Origin of the sequence: Chthonomonas sp. (genome assembly GCA_016788115.1) — a bacterium.
Lineage (GTDB): Bacteria > Armatimonadota > Fimbriimonadia > Fimbriimonadales > Fimbriimonadaceae > UBA2391.
Genome location: JAEURR010000003.1, coordinates 186,802 through 200,308, shown reverse-complemented (window position 1 = coordinate 200,308; position 13,507 = coordinate 186,802). Strand labels below are relative to the sequence as shown.

At 61.0% G+C, this 13,507-nt stretch carries 11 protein-coding genes; 5 read left to right on the top strand and 6 right to left on the bottom strand.

Features of this window, described 5'->3' with window-relative positions; genetic code table 11:
* Window positions 1–7: 7 nt before the first annotated feature.
* The gene (locus JNM85_01175) at window positions 8–925 is read left to right on the top strand and encodes a hypothetical protein (GenBank protein ID MBL8086663.1); all 918 of its coding nucleotides are present in this window, start codon (window positions 8–10) and stop codon (window positions 923–925) included.
* Here JNM85_01175 and tdh read toward each other — a convergent pair.
* From tdh to hslU, 6 genes are all read right to left on the bottom strand, one after another.
* On the bottom strand, window positions 922–1,959 hold the full coding sequence (gene tdh / locus JNM85_01170) for an L-threonine 3-dehydrogenase (GenBank protein MBL8086662.1): 1,038 nt from the start codon (window positions 1,957–1,959) through the stop codon (window positions 922–924). The two genes, JNM85_01175 and tdh, sit on opposite strands and share 4 nt — an antisense overlap.
* Window positions 1,960–2,045: 86 nt before the next feature.
* Window positions 2,046–3,359 carry a sigma-70 family RNA polymerase sigma factor gene (locus tag JNM85_01165; protein ID MBL8086661.1) on the bottom strand — a complete coding sequence of 438 codons (1,314 nt, stop codon included), beginning with the start codon at window positions 3,357–3,359 and terminating at the stop codon, window positions 2,046–2,048.
* Between the two features lie 153 nt (window positions 3,360–3,512).
* Window positions 3,513–4,709 carry a type II secretion system F family protein gene (locus JNM85_01160; protein MBL8086660.1) on the bottom strand — a complete coding sequence of 399 codons (1,197 nt, stop codon included), beginning with the start codon at window positions 4,707–4,709 and terminating at the stop codon, window positions 3,513–3,515.
* Window positions 4,710–4,864: 155 nt separating this feature from the next.
* Window positions 4,865–6,568: a S8 family serine peptidase gene (locus JNM85_01155; GenBank protein ID MBL8086659.1), complete on the bottom strand. Its 1,704-nt coding sequence runs from the start codon at window positions 6,566–6,568 to the stop codon at window positions 4,865–4,867.
* 59 nt (window positions 6,569–6,627) lie between these two features.
* Window positions 6,628–8,460 (bottom strand): tetratricopeptide repeat protein, encoded by a 1,833-nt coding sequence (locus JNM85_01150; GenBank protein ID MBL8086658.1) that lies wholly within the window; start codon window positions 8,458–8,460, stop codon window positions 6,628–6,630.
* 41 nt (window positions 8,461–8,501) lie between these two features.
* Window positions 8,502–9,887, bottom strand: a complete 1,386-nt coding sequence (hslU, locus tag JNM85_01145; protein MBL8086657.1) for an ATP-dependent protease ATPase subunit HslU — start codon at window positions 9,885–9,887, stop codon at window positions 8,502–8,504.
* 143 nt (window positions 9,888–10,030) lie between these two features.
* On the opposite strand from hslU, the gene JNM85_01140 reads away from it, so the two are divergent.
* The 4 genes from JNM85_01140 to JNM85_01125 are packed head-to-tail and all read left to right on the top strand — an operon-like array spanning window position 10,031 to window position 13,456.
* A complete protein-coding gene (locus tag JNM85_01140) occupies window positions 10,031–10,300 on the top strand; it encodes a MerR family transcriptional regulator (GenBank protein ID MBL8086656.1) in 270 nt (89 codons plus the stop codon).
* 12 nt (window positions 10,301–10,312) lie between these two features.
* Window positions 10,313–11,821: a tetratricopeptide repeat protein gene (locus tag JNM85_01135; protein MBL8086655.1), complete on the top strand. Its 1,509-nt coding sequence runs from the start codon at window positions 10,313–10,315 to the stop codon at window positions 11,819–11,821.
* 18 nt (window positions 11,822–11,839) lie between these two features.
* Window positions 11,840–12,682 (top strand): M55 family metallopeptidase, encoded by an 843-nt coding sequence (locus JNM85_01130; GenBank protein MBL8086654.1) that lies wholly within the window; start codon window positions 11,840–11,842, stop codon window positions 12,680–12,682.
* 15 nt (window positions 12,683–12,697) lie between these two features.
* Window positions 12,698–13,456, top strand: coding sequence for a hypothetical protein (locus JNM85_01125; protein ID MBL8086653.1), 759 nt, complete (start codon window positions 12,698–12,700; stop codon window positions 13,454–13,456).
* Window positions 13,457–13,507: the final 51 nt, after the last annotated feature.

Here is a 13,507-nt window from a genome sequence, read left to right as displayed (position 1 = left end):
CCTCAGAATGGCGCGCACCCTTCTGATCGGGACCCATAAATTTACGTGGCGTGAGTGGCTCAAGCGTGAGCAACGCCAACGTGATTTGCTGGTGCTCGACCCCAGTGACGCCGCGAACGGGGCGCTCGCCCGCGTCGGCATCGCGCGAGGAGGGAAGCTCGCGGACTATCGATTCGTCGGCAGCCTCGATGCCACTCGAAATCCGCTTGCGGTCGTCCAAGCCGCAGTCGAGCTGTCCCCGCTCCTTGGTCCCGACGCGATCATCATTTCGCCGAACTATCGGGGCCAGCCGGTCGCCCGGCAACTGCTTCAGACGCTAGCGCAACTCCTTCGGCCCGATGAGATTCTCGTGCCCGACGGTGCCAACATCCCGATGGAGGGCTGGCCAGTGGGACCCATCGTCGAGGACGTGGAACAGGCTTTCCCCGAGATGGTCCAGGCGGCGCAACGTCGTGCCCGCTGGCTGGAGATGATCGAGCACAGTTCCGACCACGTCCTCCCGTTTGATCGAATCACCATCAGCGGCACGAGGTTGGGTAGCGGCGAGCCGCTCTCTCCTCAGCAACTGAGCGCCGCCGGGATCGAAGGGCTGCTCTGGGCCGAGAAGACGGGCACGAACCTGCTCTTGGTTTCCAAGCGCGACATGGGTGATCGCCAGATCGGTATGGCACTCAACCTGGCGCACGCATCCAAGGCGGTGGTCGTGGACCCGATGGACTACTCGGGGCGCGTGTGCAGCTTTGCGCGGCAGGACGGCGAGGACTTCGGGATGGGGATGATCGAGGAGATCAACTTTGTACACGGTGAGGTTCGTGCGTTGGTGATGTCGGTGCCGCCCGCTCCTGTACGGATCCTGAAGATTGGGACGCTGATGATCGACTCGACTGGGCGGGAATTAGGCGACGACCGGCCGTGGGCGATCTAGACCGCGTCCTGAAAATCGATCACGATTTTGCCTGCCATCCCCTGACTCAGAGTCTCCATTCCTGAAGAGATATCTCTGAAGTTGATATGGTGGGTGATGATCGGCGAGATGTCCAATCCGCGGTTCACAAACAGGTCCTCCATCTGCTCCCAAGTGCCCCAGAGTCGCCGACCGACGATCCCCTGCACATCCAGTCCTTTGAAGATGATCTCGTTGATATCAACAGAGTGTGCATTGTCAGGATAAACTCCAAGCAACGAGATCCTGCCGCCGGGGCGGGTGTGGTGGATTGCAAGTGCCAGGGAAGAGGAGTGACCAGACATCTCAAGAGTGGCGTCGACGCCGGTGGGGGCCATCTCGCGGAGGGCAGCGGGGACGTCCTCGGTCAGCGGGTTCAGGGTGCGATCCAGCCCGACGCTCTTGGCCAACTCCAGCCGGTAGGGACTCACCTCGGTGCCGATGATCTGGCGCGCGCCCATGGCCCGACAGACCGCTGCGGCGAAGAGCCCGATGGGGCCGAGGCCCGTAATGAGGATCGTGCGCCCCTCGACGGGGCCCGCGAGCGCAGTGTGCACGCCATTGCCCACTGCATCGAGCATTGAAGCTGCTTCGCGTGGGATGGAGTCTGGAATCTTGCGTGCATTGGCTGAGGGGATGACGGCGAACGCGCCAAATCCGCCATCGACGTCCACTCCCAGAATCCGCGTGTTCACACAGACGTGGCCTTGGCCCGCGAGGCACTGGGGGCAGTAGCCGCAGACGATGTGCGACTCGCTGGCGATGAAATCTCCGGGCTGGTGGGTGGAAACGCCGTCGGCGACCTCCACAACCGTGCCGCAGAACTCATGACCGATGATGCGGGGCGGGTGGATTCGGTGGGCCGCCCAGGGGTCCCATTTGTAGATATGCAAGTCCGTGCCGCAAACCGAACCTCGCTCGATTCGGACCTTTACGTGGCCCGGTCGGAGCGTTGGCTCCTCGCGTTCGATGATCTCGACGCCGGGGCCGGGTTGCGTTTTTGCGATGACTTTCACCGGTTCGATTGTACCGGGGACACAGCAAACGGGCCGCACCCAATCGGAGAGGTGCGGCCCGAGCCATCGAACAGAGCGACTTGGATTTAGGCGGCTTTGCGCTTGCGCTTGCCCGTCGCCTCGCCCACGGAGAGAGTGAGCACGGGCGCCTCTTCGACTTCTTCCTTTCGGATTGCGGCGATGATCTCTTCTAGCGAACCTGCCTGCATCGGCGCGACGACCGTCGTCGCGTCAATCGTGATCGGTCCGCTGGGCGCGCGCCGGTTCTCCAGCCAGTCCTCGAACTTGCGAATGAGGCGCTGGACGACGACCTCCGTCGAGACGTTCGTGCTCGGCAAGATGACCGCGAAGCCAAGCGGGCCGAATCGACAGACCACGTCCAGTCGTCGGACGCACTCCTTCAGTTGCTCGGCAGCGTCGACGAGAAAGTCACGCACGCACGCCTCACCGTAGTAGGTCTTCAGATCGCGGATCCCTTCGAACCGGATACCGACCACCGCCAAAGGCGAACCTGAGTGCGACGCGCGGTGCAGTTCTTCCCCCACTCGCGACCGGAAGTAGTCTTCGTTGTAGACGCCGGTCAGGTTGTCCACCACGGTGTCTTCCAGCGTGTCGGCTTGGCGCTTGAGCACGCGGTCGCTCGCCTCTTCGTTGGTGAGGATGCGGCGCAGCTTGCCCAGCGACTGGCGCAGGATGTGCGAAACGTAGTTGCAGGAGATCCCCAGTCGATGGGCGATCTCGGTTTGGTTCATCGATTCGAAGTGGAAGAGAACCAGCACTTCGCGCTCCAAGTCTCGAAGCTGCGTGATGGCGCGCTCCAGTACGACTCTATCCTCGACCGCAAGCTGGGTCGAGCTGAAGTCGCTCGCGTCCAAGTTGTCGATTTCCGATGTGCCTTCTTCCTCGCCGCTCGCCGATTGGTCCAGCGAGGCTAGCTTGAGCATTTCCTGGGTCTGGAAAACTTCTTCGACTGCAACGGCCGAGATGCCCAGTTCGTTGGCGATTTCGTCCATGCTCGGCTGGCGACCCAACTGCGCTTGCAGCAGGTTGACGGCCTTGTTTACGCGGTGTCGCAATTCTTGCAACCAGGCTGGCTGGCGAATTGTTTGGGTTCGATCGCGCAGGTAGTGCTTGATCTCGCCCGCCACCAGGTGGGTTGCGTACGTGTTGAAGCGGACCCCCGTGGACGGATCGAACTTAGACAGCGCGTTCAGGAGCCCGATGAAGCCGACCTGCATGAGGTCGTCCTGCTGCTCAAGCCCCGAGAACCGTCGCGCTATGCGCTCGACTAGCCCCGAGTATTGGACCATGATCATGTCTTTCAGATCGGCCCGAGGGTTCGCGATATATCGAAGTACAAGACCCTCCCGGTCCTGGACATTAGATGATTGTTCAGACATCGATTCACTCCGTTGATTGATGATTTGAGAGGCGAGCCGGACTCCGTTCCGACTGGTGCACGATCTTGCCATCCTGGCGTGATCGGACACCGCTCTCTGTGTGTTCTCGGCGCGACTTCCTCCGGCGCGCCCACGGCTAGGTTTTGAGTTCTGTTACTTCATTTCGTTGACGAGCGTGAAGACTGGGGTCATTACCGAGATGGCGATGAATCCAACGATGCCACCCATGAAGATGATGAGCAGCGGCTCGATCATCGAGGTCAGGCCCTTCACGGTGGCCTCAATTTCGCCGTCGTAGAAGTCTCCGACTTTGACAAGCATCTCGCTCAGGCGGCCCGATTCTTCACCCACGTCGATCATGTGAGTGACCATGCTAGGGAAGAGTCCGCATTGAACGAGCGGGACCGCGAGGCGGTTACCTTCGCGAATACTGTTTCGGGTGTTGTCCACCGCCGCGGTCAAAACCGCGTTGCTCAGCGTCTCACCCACGATTTCGAGGCTGCGCATCATCGGGACGCCCGAACTGAGCAGGGTACCGAAGGTGCGGCAGAATCGAGCGACGCTCATCTTGAGCGAGAGGTCACCCATGACGGGCACCTTGAGCTTGAACCAGTCCATCTGGTACGAGCCCTTGGGAGTCTTGGCCCACGTTTTCACACCGAAGAAGAAGCCGCCGGTGATGAGTAGGATGATCCACCAGTTGGCGTTCATGAAGTCACCGAAATTGAAGAGCATCTTGGTGACGGGCGGGAGCTCGACGCTCATACCCGAGAAGATGTCTTTGAACTTGGGCAACACGAAGCTAAACAGTGCGAAGAGCATGATGACCGAGAACGCGAGTACCAACGTGGGGTACATCATCGCGCTCTTGATCTTGCCTTTGATTTCGGCCTCGTACTCAAGGAACCCGGCGAGACGGTCGAGGATCGTGTCCAAGATACCGCCGATCTCCGCGGCGCGGATCATGTTCACGTAGAGCTTGCTGAAGACTTTGGGATGCTTGGCGAGCGCTTCGTTCAGGGTCAGACCGGCCTTTACGTCCGCGGTCACGCCCTCCAGCGTTTGCTTCAAGATCGGGTCCTTGCTCTGACTGGTAAGAATGTCCAGACAGCGCAAGATCGGGATACCGGCATCGATCATCGTGGCGAACTGCCGACTGAAGACGACGAGTGCCTTGGGCTTGATTTTGCCCATCGCCTTCTTCGAAGCGCGCTTAGTGACTTCGATGTGCAGGCAATGCAGCGACTGCTCTCGGAGTCGCGACAGAACGACTGCTTCGTTCTCGGCCTCCATGACCGCCTTGAACTGGCGGCCGCTAGTGTCCATTGCGGTGTAAAGGAAATGTGGCATCCGGTTTGCTCCTGGTATCTGCAAGCCCCTCAGGCATCACCATCCATGTGATCAGGACTTACAGCATGATTGTCTGGTTCTGTGGCGTGATCTTTAGCCTTGTCCCCGTTCCGCTCTAGGAAAGCTAGTACAAACCCTAGAGCAGAATGTAGTTTTTACTGGGAGGCTGGACGCACCTCAATCGCGCAGTTGTCGGTGCGACCATTGAGCGTTGCTGTGAGCGTTGCGAGAGTTGTTGCTTGCACGTTTGCCGCGCGAATCAGCACAAACCGCACGCGCTCGCCGCGCCGGAAGGTGATCTGGGCCGGGTGCTCCAGAGTGCCAGGAGTTGAAGTGAGCCCCATCACGAGGGAGCCCTTGGCTGCCGAGGTCAAGCTGATGCGGAGTGTGGTCGCGCGACCCGAGGCCAACGTGCGGCGCGAGGCGCGCAATTCGGCCAACTGTGGTGAGAGGAGTCTTACGTTGCTCGTTGCGGTTCCGTCATTCGTGGTCGCGGTGAGTACCACGTCTGAATCGGCCGTCACCGAGTAGGTGCGGAGGGCGACCACTGCTGAGCGAGTTCCCGCTCGCACTACGACGCTTCGCGCGGGGATAAGTGAAAGGTCGGACGAACTGACGCTCACCGTCGTGCCACCCGCGGGCGCAGCGGTGCCGAGCACGATGCGCATCCGCAAGAGGCTGCCGCCAGCGATCTCAGTCGCAGACTCCAGGCGCACCGCCGGGGCCGTGTCCTCGTGGAGCGCCCGGAATGCGTTGATGCGACCGGTGCGAACCCACTCGCCCACGTAGTCAGAGTGTGCTTCGATGCGCTCCATGACTTCGGCGGGGGTCGCGCCGTCCCCGAGTTTGGTCCAAACGAGCGCCGCAAGCGCAGCGACATGGGGGGTGGCCATGGACGTTCCGCTCTCAACGACGTAAGAGTCACCCTCGGTGCTGAGGATGTTTTGCCCCGGTGCAGCGACATCGACCCAACTTGGGCCCCAGTTGCTGAAATCGGCTCGCGTGTCTTGGGCGGTGGTCGCAGCGACGGAGACGACCTGGGGGATCGCCGCCGGGTAAGCTGGCACGTTTCGTCCGGTGTTTCCCGCCGCGGCGACGACGATGACATTGCGTTCGATGGCGTACGTCACCGCCTCGCGCATCGCCTGGCTGTTGCCCTCAGAGCCGAGGCTCAGAGACAAGACCTTTGCGCCGTGATCGACGGCCCATCGGATTCCATCCGCGACGTCGCCCACGTTTCCGCTGCCGCTGGCATCCAAGACACGCACCGGCATCAGTTGTGTATTGGGCACCATGCCCGCAATCCCGATGCCGTTGTCCGACCGTGCGGCGATAGTGCCCGCGCAGTGAGTGCCGTGGCCGTTCTCATCGAGTGGGTCTTGATCAAAGTCGATGAAGTCCATACCCGGCCCAATCCGGCCCACGAGATCCGGGTGGTTACGGTTGACCCCAGTGTCGATGACGGCGATCATGGGGCTCTCCGTGTTGGGAAGTCCTACCCACGATTCAAACGTTTGGATTTTGGCATGCGCCCATTGATTGACGATCTGAGGATCATTCGGCGTGTCGAATGCGGTCACCGTGTAGTTCGGCTCTGCCCACGCGACTCCGGGGAGTTTGGAAAGCACTTCTGCAACTTGGGTGGCGGACTGTCCGATCGGAAAGCTGATCCGCGCGAAGCTGCCAGATTGACGGCTGACTTGCCATGATCCCTGCATCGCGGCCGTGTAGGCGGCGGTGATGACCGACGGTGGTCCTGGTCGTAACTGAACCAGCACGTCGTTGGGAGCGGGCTGAGCAGCGGCGAGAACGGCCCCCACCGCCCACGTCGCAAAGAGTATGAATCCCCGGTTGCGCATAGTTAAGGCCGTTCCGCGAGAGGAACGGCCTTAGAACCACACGAATTACCGGGCGAGGGTCAATCCCGCTCTATTTCGGTCAGCACTTCTTCCAGGTTCGGTTCGTTGCCGACGGCTTCTCGGATCTGCCGAGCGATTGCCTTGGCTTCCTCGCAGCGGCCGGTGCGTTTGGCAGCGAGCGCGAGGTTGATGCCCACCGCGACCGATCCCTGGACTTGCGTCATGGCGAATCGGAGCATATTGTAGGCGTCTTCGTGGCGCTCTTGGCCACCAAGTGCCGCCGCGAGCTCTGCGTAAGCCGGTTCGCAACCCGGGAATAGGTTTATGAGTCGCGTCGAAGCGTCCTCAGCATCGGCCCACTGCTCGGTGCGGTTGAAGCAGCTTGCGATGAGCAGCCACATCTTCCAGTAGTCCGCCAGCCAGTTGCGCATGGGCTTGAGCAAGCGCAGTCCGCCCTCAAAGTCGCCCTTCTCCATGAGGTTCTTGGCCGATTCGACGGTCTCGATGCGCTTCGGCTGCTCGAGTTCGGTGAGCCAGGCGAGCGTTTGGGCGCGCGTGTTGGGATCAGGGTTGCTGCCCAGCACGTCTTTGAGGATGCGCGGGACTTCAAATTGGCGTCCGGCGGATTGCAACGTCTGAGCGTACTCGATGAGCAGCGGGATCTCGTTGGGGGCCACGTCCAGGCAGTCCTCGTAGAAGTCCATCGCTCGGTCGAATTCTTGGTTGTTCGCCAGGAGCGGGGCGTAATACCGCTTGATGATCAGGTTGTCCTCGACGGTTTCGAGGGCGAGGTCAAACGCGCGGACCGCATCTTCAGCCTGTCCGGTGTTATGCAGCGAAATGGCGTACTTGGCGTGGGCCTGTGCATTCTGAGGATTCTCGTCGATCATGCCCTTCCACAGGGCGGGCACTTCGTGAGCCCGGTTCGTATCGGCCAGTACCTGCGCCAGGAAGTCCATGCTTGGCTTCTCCGGACCTTCCATCTCCACTGCCTTTCGGAAGTTGCGTTCGGCGTTGACGGGCATCCCCATCTGGCCTTGGACGATGCCGAGGCGAGTCAGGAATGCGGGTTCTTCCGGCTCGAGCTGGGAGGCCTTCTCCAGGGCATTCGAAGCTTCGGTGAGGTTGCCCATGGCCGAGTAGAGCTCGCCAAGCGCGAAGTAGGCGCGACCGTCATCCGGTGCGGTTTCGATGGCTGCCTTCAGTTGAGATTCGATCTCTTGCGGGTTGCCGATCTGGAAGTTGCTGCACGCGCGTCCAAGCTGGATTAGCGTAATGTAAGGCGCTTCCCAGTCCGGATCGAGTTTCGCGCTTTCCAGCAGTTGCTGCATGGCGGGCGTCGGCGAAAACTCTTCCGCGACCTGGCCCTGCGTCTTCTCGATGTACTGGAGCGCGTCGTAGCTCTCCAAGAACTTCAGGAACGCCGCGCCGCTCTCGGTACCAAAGATGTTTGCGTTGTCGTTTAGCTCCTCGGGGAGCTTGGCTTCAGCCTGCTTGGCGAGCTCTTCGATGGTCTCGCGAATCGGCTTAAACGCTTCGCTCTCTTCAAAGTTGAATTCGTGCGTTGCAATCGGGTCTTCGTTGCCCTTCTCAAAGAAGCGGATGTTCAGTTGGTAGGTGCCGTCCTTTGCTATGAGCAAACCGTCCATGGCTTTGTCCGCGCCTGCCTGCTCAAAGAACTGAGAAATCATCTCGTACTCGTTCAGGACTTCGGCCGCGTTGACGTTTGCGAAGCGGGGAGGATTCTCGTTGACTCGCAACAGGTAGTTGACCGCATTGACCTCGACACCGGTGTTGTTACGCACGATGTCGCACGCAAAGTTAGCGATCTGGCGTGCGAGAGCGGGCGGGGTATCTGGCCCCGCATTAAACGGAAGAACGGCAATCGTCATCGTACGATAATTGTACCCGTCTGGGGGGTCTGGACCCGGAGCTACAGCATGGCGCGAGTCTGGTCCAGGTTCCGCATGATCGGGCCCAGGATTTCCCTGACTTTGGCGCAGTCGAAGCGCACCGATTTCTCTTCCACTTCCGGTGCTGCAAAGGCGATCTCTTCGAGCAGCTTCTCTAAGACGGTGTGCAACCGGCGGGCCCCGATGTTCTCGACCTTCGAGTTGACTTCCCACGCCACGTGGGCGATCTCGTCCAGCGCATCGTCGGTGAATTCGATGGTGATGCCGTCGACCGCTAGTAGCTTGGTGTACTGCTTGGTGAGCGCATTCTTCGGCTCGGTGAGGATCTTCTTGAAGTCGTCTTCGCGCAGGGTTTCGAGCTCGACGCGGATCGGAAGCCGGCCCTGGAGCTCAGGGATCAGGTCGCTCACCTTGGAGATCGTGAATGCCCCCGCGGCGATGAAGAGGATATGGTCCGTGCGGACGGGCCCGTACTTCGTGGGGACGGTGCTTCCTTCGATGATTGGGAGCAAGTCGCGCTGAACGCCCTCGCGGCTGACGTCGGGGCCAGAGCCGCCGGACTTGCCGCCTACCTTGTCGATTTCGTCCAGAAAGATGATGCCAGTTTGCTCGGTGCGTGCGATGGCGTCGCGGGCGAGTGAGCTCTTGCCGACGAGCGAGCGGGCCTCTTGGTCCACCAAGACCTCCAGCGCTTCGGCGACCGACATCCGTTGGTAGCTGCGTCGATTGTTGCCGAGCGATGGGTTCAGTGCAGCCATGTCGAGCCCCATCTCCTCCATGCCCCCGGGCGTGAAGACTTGCAGGAAGTTCTGTCCGCCGTCGTCGGTCTCGATTTCGGTCATCCGCTCGCGGTGCTCCCCACGATCGATTGCGGCGACCAACTCTGCCCGGAGTCGCTCACGCTCCTCGAAGCTCACGGGCTCTTGGTTCGTCTCCGGGTTGTAGCTGTAGTCGGCCAGGTTGGGATACACCTCGTCCTCGATCGATTCGGCAATCCTTTCGAGCGCGCGCTGCCGCGCTTCGGCGGCGACTTCAGTCATCCGTTCGTTCTCCACCAGGCGATAGGCTGCGCCGACGAGATCACGGATCATCGACTCGACATCGCGCCCCACGTAGCCGATCTCGGTGAACTTTGTCGCCTCGACCTTGATGAACGGTGCGCGGGCGAGTTGGGCCAGTCGGCGGGCGATCTCGGTCTTACCGACTCCGGTGGGTCCGCTCATGAGAATGTTCTTTGGGAGCACGTCCTCTCGCTCGGCGGCAGGCAGGTTCTGGCGGCGGTAACGGTTGCGAAGCGCAACGGCAACTGCCCTTTTGGCCGCCGCTTGGCCCACGATATAGCGGTCCAGCTCCGCGACGATCTGGGTAGGTGTGAGCGCTTCAATCGGCAGGGGCATGGTGGTCATTGTGGCGCATCGTCGGGGTTGATCGGGTCCAACTCGCGGCGAATTGAGGGGCGCACTCTTCAGAACTTGTGCCCAGCCGCCAATACAAATACCGGTAGACCACTCAAAGGGTTGCCGTTGGAAGGGAGAACGACCAGACAGCCATGTCCACGCCAGGCCGCAAAACGAAAAGCAACCACACCGTTAGCATTAGCGGTGCAAGCAAGATTACGGGGATTGAAGTCCACACCTTGCGCTATTGGGAACGAGAATTCGAAGAGTTCTTGAACCCGCTGCGCACGGCCGGTGGCCAACGCCGCTATCAGACCGAGGACATAGAGACGATTTTCACCCTCAAGCGACTCTTGCGGGAAGAGATGTTCAGCATCGCTGGGGCGCGCAAATCGCTGCGGCGTCCCGGGCGCGCAGCCTAACGGTTGAGCACCATGTCCAAGCCTGCTCTCGGCATCAGTATTCTCGTGATGTCGGCCCCGCACGATCGGGTGACCGCCGCGCTTACCGCGCAACTACGCCCAAACGATGAACTCCTGTTCATCCCTACGGCAGCTCCTTCGCTCCTTGATCCCACCATCGCCGAAGCGGGTGCGAAGTGTGTTAATCGGCACATACTGCTCGTTCACGCCAATGAGTGCTTGCAGCCTTCGCTGGAAGCGCTGCGTACCGAGCTCACTCAAAATCCTGACGGACACCGTTCGGTAAGCGTCCTCTTACCTCACGTCGCCAGCGACCTTGCGATTCGTCGCCCCGAGTTGCGAGTGATCGACGCCGAGGATTTGGACGAGGAGATTCGATTTGCTAGCTGCATCCGCTTTGCAACCGACCCAGTGATGCGCCACGACGCCTCGCATGCCCTTCGGCACCGGCTGATGTTGTCGCTCGAGACGGTCGAGGCCTACCCGCACTCGGCCACTGCCTGGCTCGATTCCGCCGGACTGTATCTGGCATTGCGCCAGTGGAGCAACGCAGAAGCGTCGGCTCGTCATGCGCTCTTGCGTGCCAGCGAAGAGCAATCGTTGGACGCCAGCCAGATCATCGCCCATGCGATGTTTCGGATGCTGCGCTATCGCCAGCTCAACGAGCACCTGCGGACCGCCCGCCTTACCGACCAAGAGTCCGCCCCCGCGCTGTACTATGGTGCCCGCGCGCATTTGGTCCAGAACCACATCACGCTCGCGCACGATCTGCTCGATTACAGCCTGAAACTGCCTTGGGATGGCCGATACACGTCGCCCGATCACGCGGCCGAAGTTGCGCGGCAGCTGCTGCGCGCAGAGATTCACGTCCATACCTTGCGCGACCAGGAAGCCCTGGAGGCCCTCAACGATTTGCCCGACACGGCACTCCTGCAGTCAAGCGCGGCGCTGAGTATCACCCAGATTCTGAAGCGGGTCGGAAAGCCGCTAGAGGCGCTGCACACATTGCGCCCGGCGCTGTCCGATCGTGACTACGCTCCGGTAGCCAACCGGCTAGCGGGCGAGCTCCAGTTCGAGCTCGGAAACTACCTCGAGAGCGACCATCACTACGAAGTAGCTTGGGATGCGGGCGAGCAAAACCCGGACCTGTTTGTGGCGTGGATCAAGACGTGCGAGGGTCTGGCAGATCCCGAGCGGATCCAGTCGGTTTACGAAAAGTACTCGGTCATCGGCCACACGAGCGTTCCAATGTTGGTCCAATGGGGTCGCGAATTTGACGAGCGAGGCGAGACCGACAACGCCCGAAACTGCTTTGCCGAGGCGCTGAGGCGCGCGCCCGATCAACCCGACTTGTACTTCTCGCTGGGCGATCTGCTGATGCGCTCGGGGCAAGTGGGAGACGCGGCATTTCTGTTCGAATCGGGGTTGAAACTCCGCAACGACGAAACCGCCCAGGTGTCGCATCGCCAGTGCCTTCAGGAGCTTGGACTGGGACACCGGTCGGACGACCGCGCGGCCTGAACGGTATCCTGCTGGCCGATGAAGGTCTATATCTCCGCGGATATCGAAGGCGTGACGGGACTCGTTTCGTGGTCCCAGTGCGGCCGCCCAAACTCAGATCACTACGACTACCAGTGGGCACGCGCACGTCTGACGGAAGACGTTAACGCGGCGATCCGAGGGGCCCGCGCAGGCGGTGCGGAGCACGTGGTGGTGAAGGATAGCCACGGGAACAGCAAGAACCTGCTCATCGATCAACTTGAGCCCGGCATCGAACTCGTGTCAGGCCACGGTGCACGCCAGGGCGGCATGATGGTTGGCATCGATCGCACGTTTGCGTGCGCAATGCTCATCGGCTACCACGCGATGGCGGGCACGCCGAACGCAATCATGGAACACACCCTGACAGGTTACGTCCACCGCATGTGGATCAACGGCATGCCCTCGGGGGAGATCGGGCTGAGCACCGCGCTGGCGGGATGTTTCGACGTCCCGGTGGTCTGTATCTCGAGTGACCGCGCAGGTTGCGAAGAGGCTGCTGCTTTGATCCCGGGCATCGCGACTGCGGTCGTGAAGGAAGGGTTCGGACGGTTCATGGGGCGGGTCTTGCACCCAGCCGAGACCGGACCGATGATCGAGGAGGCCGCGAGGCATGGAGTGGAAGAGTGCGGGCGTTTCGATCCCTGGTTGCCAGACGTGCCCACCACGGTACGCATCGAGTTCAACCGAACCGAGGAAACCGACGCGGCGTTGAAGCTGATCGGGACTCGACGGCTCGACGGCTACACGGTCGAGTACACCGGCGATTCTTGGGCCGAGGTGCACCAGGCCGCGTGGCAAATCATCAGTTTTGCCGACCTCGGCCACGGGATGGACCGCTAGCTCGTCAGTAGAATCATGAAAGCGAGTTCGGCGCGAAGAGCCGTGTCCTCTGATCCCGTGACGTTCGGGATCATTGCGGTCAGCTTGGTCCTGTTCCTGGCCGTCTGGTTTCGCGCCTTTGATTGGACGGCGATTTACCCCTCTCTGATGTTCGTTGGACAAAACGCCAGCCAAAGCCCTTGGGTCATGCTCACGTACTGGCTCGCACCGACCTCTTCCATCCTCGCGCTCTTGCTCGGTTCATTTATCCTTTGGCAGTTCGGCGGCCAGCTTGAGACACAGCTCGGGTCCAGGCAGTATGGGCTCATGCTCCTGGTCTGGTTGACCCTCTCAGGCGCGGTGGGTTTCGTCGCATCGATGCTTGGTGTCCCGGTGGTGATGGGCGGGATGACGATGCTCGTTTCGTTCGCGGTCATGATTTGGTGCGGCCGATTCCCGACCGCCAGCATCAATCTGTTCGGTATGTTGCCCGTTCCGGCGTGGGGGATCGCTCTCCTGACAGCGGTCATCTCACTGTTGCAGCAGTCGCCACCCCTTGCCGCCGTCCTGGTGACGGTTCCCGTGGTGCTCTCGTACTACTGGGCGCTGGACCGATTACCGATTCCGTTCAGTGCGACGCGCAAGCATGCGGGCACTACGTTCAAGTTTTCCGCCGATCCCAAGCGACAAGAGAGGGCGGAACGCGAGTACCTGGACAAGGTGAAGGATCGTGAGAAAGAGCGTGCCGAACGCGAGAGACTTCGAAAGCTCTTCGAGGGAGGGCAAGAAGACTAAAGCTAGCCCGCGATGACCGAAGTCACGCGGGCTAGCTCGCTGGTTGTTGGC

Excerpts from the sequence above, each read along its gene's own strand:
- JNM85_01175 (MBL8086663.1), top strand. The coding sequence starts at position 8 with ATGGCGCGCACCCTTCTGATCGGGACCCATAAATTTACGTGGCGTGAG.
- JNM85_01125 (MBL8086653.1), top strand. The coding sequence starts at position 12,698 with ATGAAAGCGAGTTCGGCGCGAAGAGCCGTGTCCTCTGATCCCGTGACG.
- JNM85_01165 (MBL8086661.1), bottom strand. The coding sequence starts at position 3,359 with ATGTCTGAACAATCATCTAATGTCCAGGACCGGGAGGGTCTTGTACTT.
- JNM85_01160 (MBL8086660.1), bottom strand. The coding sequence starts at position 4,709 with ATGCCACATTTCCTTTACACCGCAATGGACACTAGCGGCCGCCAGTTC.
- JNM85_01150 (MBL8086658.1), bottom strand. The coding sequence starts at position 8,460 with ATGACGATTGCCGTTCTTCCGTTTAATGCGGGGCCAGATACCCCGCCC.
- JNM85_01155 (MBL8086659.1), bottom strand. The coding sequence starts at position 6,568 with ATGCGCAACCGGGGATTCATACTCTTTGCGACGTGGGCGGTGGGGGCC.
- hslU (MBL8086657.1), bottom strand. The coding sequence starts at position 9,887 with ATGACCACCATGCCCCTGCCGATTGAAGCGCTCACACCTACCCAGATC.
- JNM85_01135 (MBL8086655.1), top strand. The coding sequence starts at position 10,313 with ATGTCCAAGCCTGCTCTCGGCATCAGTATTCTCGTGATGTCGGCCCCG.
- JNM85_01140 (MBL8086656.1), top strand. The coding sequence starts at position 10,031 with ATGTCCACGCCAGGCCGCAAAACGAAAAGCAACCACACCGTTAGCATT.
- JNM85_01130 (MBL8086654.1), top strand. The coding sequence starts at position 11,840 with ATGAAGGTCTATATCTCCGCGGATATCGAAGGCGTGACGGGACTCGTT.